2 protein-coding genes are annotated in these 3028 nt (G+C 32.3%); both read left to right on the top strand.

Annotated elements, in window-relative coordinates:
• Positions 1-852: TonB-dependent receptor (locus tag LWW95_12030; GenBank protein MDL1957755.1), on the top strand; the 852-nt coding region annotated here is incomplete at its 5' end.
• 89 nt (positions 853-941) lie between these two features.
• Positions 942-2822, top strand: a complete 1881-nt coding sequence (locus LWW95_12025) for a TonB-dependent receptor (protein ID MDL1957754.1) — start codon at positions 942-944, stop codon at positions 2820-2822.
• Positions 2823-3028: the final 206 nt, after the last annotated feature.

The raw sequence follows: 3028 nt of genomic DNA, 5'->3' as shown, positions 1-3028 counted from the left end.
GAAATAACTTTTAAATATCCAGAAAGCACTGAAGATTACTGGTCACCTAAGGCAGGATTAGTTTATCATTTAACAGATTATACCAGATTTAGAGTATCTTATGGGAAGGGATTTAGGGCTCCAGACCTTTATAGTCTTTATAGATCAGGTCCCCATGGAGCAACACTTTTTGATATAGGAAACCCGGAACTTGAGCCTGAAAAGATGATTTATTCTATAGATGTTGGATTTGATACTAAACCATTTTATGAATTATTTAAAATAGCTAAGGATTTTAATCTTTCATTTACTGCTTATTGGAGTGCATTTACAGATTTTATATATAGAAAAGAATTAGAACCACATGAAATTCCTTCTTATTTTACTCCTGAACCAGGACAAGAAGTGAGACAAAAAGTAAATGTAGGAAAAGTGCGTATAAATGGTATTGAAGTTGGGATAGATTATACCTTTTTTAAACATTTTAAAATCAAAGCTAATTATACATATAATGTTTCAAAAGTAATAAAAAATCCTTTGGCACCTGAAACTGAGAGAAAATTACTCCCTTATACACCTAAGCATATGGCAAACTGGAGTATAATTTATGATAATCCCAGATTATTCACTATAGCTCTATATTGCACCTATATGGGAAAAGTTTATTACGATGAAGAAAATAAAAAGCCTATTGATAAATATGTAGTAGGTGATTTAAGGATATCCCGTATTATACCATTACCAACTTATATGAGAGGTAATATGGAGATATTTTTAAATATAGATAACATTTGGGATGAAAAATATAGACATTATTATTACTACTATCTTCCGGGCACCACTGTAATGGCTGGATTAAAATATACCTTCTAAGAATTAGATGTCAGGACAGATGGTCTTTGGTGAGGTAAAGATAATGTTTTAAAGTGATGTAGCAGCAAAAATAAGCAGGAGGATAAAAGATGAAGATAGCAATCCCGAGAAAAGATAAGACTATTATAAGTGAGACTGTGAAAAGATTAACCATTGTCTCTGCATTGGTTTTCTTTTTTGCTTCCATGCCCATGGCTTCAGCGCAAGAAAAGCCAAAGAAAATAATTGATTTAGGTCAGGTTATAATTACTGCTACAAAAACAAAACGTACTTTAGGTGATGTTCCAGCAATAGCAGAGGTAATTACTAAAGAAGAAATCAAAGCCAGAAATATAAAAACGGTTCAGGATGCTTTAATGTTATTAACAGGGATAAAGATTGATAAAAATTGTGGCCATTGGGGTGATAAGGGAAAGGTTAAAATGTTAGGACTTGATGCAAAACATACCCTAATTTTAGTTGATGGACAAAGAATTTTGGGAGGACATGCAGCAGCTGTTGATTTACAACAGATTCCTATAGAAGCAGTGGAAAGAATTGAGGTTGTAAAAGGACCTGCTTCTGCTTTATATGGAAGTGATGCTGTAGCTGGGGTGATTAATATTATTACTAAATCTGCACCAAAGAAATTAAGTGCATTTGCTTCTACCTCTTTTGGTACCCGCTCAATCCAAGTTCATGAAGCAAGTACAGGATTTAAAAGGAATAAATTTGGAAGTTTCCTTAATTATACTTATAGAAGGTCAAACGGGATTCATAAAAAATATGACGAATTCTGGGAAAATATATTTCAGGGAAGTTTTGAATATGAATTCACTCCTAAATTTAGATTAATTCTTAAACCTTATTATTCTGAGCATAAAATGAAATATGAAGAACGAAAACAGCAAAGAATTAGCCTAAATTCTCTCTGCGAATGGACTCCTGATGAATCATCCAAGCTGAAATTAAGAGGTTCCTGGTTTAATTACAAACACTGGACAGTTGATAAATCTTCAGACTGGCATAGGGATGCTTATGAAATAGAAATAAATTATAGTCGGCTAATTTTAAATATTCATACCCTTACAGCTGGTTATTATTATTACAAAGAAGATATAAATGATAAAGGAAAAGCCTATGAAGCAGATCAGAGTTTTCATAGTTTCTTTATTCAGGACGAGATAGATTTTTCACCTTTTATTTTTGTTTTGGGAGTACGTATAGATGACCATGATAGATGGGGAACAGAAATTAATCCTAAAGCAAGCCTGCTTTATAAGGTAACTGAAAATTTTAAGTTAAGGGCATCTGTGGGAAGAGCTTTTAGAAGTCCTACTTTAGTTAAACTTTATGCAGATGGCTGGAGAATGGGTCCTTATTTTGTTCATGCCAATCCTGACTTAGAACCAGAAAAATCCGTTGGTTATCAGGTAGGTGCAGAATATAAATTTTCAGAAAAGCTCTTAGTTAAATTATCTTATTTCAGAAATGAACTTCGGGAGTTAATACACCACAGGATTGTAAAGAAATTCCATCCAAGATTTGGTTTTCCTTTGTTTCCTTGGGATTTGTATTGGGAAAATATAGGTAAGGCAATGACTCAAGGAGTGGAATTTAGCTTAGCCAGTCAGATTAAAGACAATTTATCTGCAATATTTGGATATACTTTCTTAGATACCGAAGATAAAAAAACAAAAAAAGAGCTTACTTATAGACCGAAACATAAATTAACTTTGGAACTTAATTGGACAATTCCTGGAATTAATCTCAATATAAACCCTGAAGTTATATACATAGGACAAAGATATGATAGTGATTATAATAAATTAAGCGGTTACACCATATTCAATCTTGCTTTAACCAGAGATATCGGAAAGTATGTTTCTATTTTTGGTCGTATAGATAACATTTTTAATAAAAAAAATGTCCCTGATGAATATGATATAGATGGTATAGAATTTTGGGGTGGGATAAGAGCGAATTTCTAAATTTTTTAAAAATAAAGATGTGAAAATAGGAAAGATAAAAATAAAGGGGGTGTTATGAAAAGATTAATTATTAATACTTTTGTATTGATTTTTCTTTCCATACCTATTGTTTGGGCAGAGGAGTCCGAAAAAAAACCAAAGGAAGTAGAGATAGGAAAAGTGGTAATAACTGCCACAAGAACAGAAAGACCAGTAAAGGATGTGCC

It is taken from the genome of Candidatus Desulfofervidus auxilii (genome assembly GCA_030262725.1).
Lineage (GTDB): Bacteria > Desulfobacterota > Desulfofervidia > Desulfofervidales > Desulfofervidaceae > JAJSZS01.
The sequence above is the reverse complement of the archived record's forward strand: the minus strand, read 5'-3'. Positions and strand labels throughout refer to the sequence as shown.